This window comes from Pseudoalteromonas sp. SIMBA_162, assembly GCF_046535955.1.
GTDB classification, from domain to species: domain Bacteria; phylum Pseudomonadota; class Gammaproteobacteria; order Enterobacterales; family Alteromonadaceae; genus Pseudoalteromonas; species Pseudoalteromonas marina.
Genome location: NZ_JAWJBQ010000181.1, coordinates 1 through 327 on the forward strand (window position 1 = coordinate 1; position 327 = coordinate 327).

Below are 327 nucleotides of genomic sequence, written 5' to 3' on the forward strand. Positions count from 1 at the left end.
GCCAGCAGGCCCAGGCTGGCGAACAGCCACAGCCCCAGCTGGTAATCGCCGGTGTGCTGCTTGATGGTGCCGAGCCCTGCCGCCAGCAGGAAGCCGCCGATACCGCCGGCCATGCCGATCAGCCCGGTCATTACGCCGATTTCCTGGCGGAAGCGTTGCGGTACCAGCTGGAATACCGCGCCGTTACCAGCGCCCAAGCCAAGCATGGCGCTGATGAACAGCGCCAGTGCGGCAGCCGCAGAAGGCAGGTTGAACCCGACTGCGGCAATGCAGATGGCTGCAACGCTGTACATACCCAGCAGGGTGCGGATGCCGCCGAAGCGGTCG

General features: G+C 66.1%; 1 pseudogene. It reads right to left on the reverse strand.

The features are described from left to right. Positions 1 to 327: pseudogene (locus tag R0J88_RS19260) on the reverse strand (hypothetical protein); the annotation flags it as partial.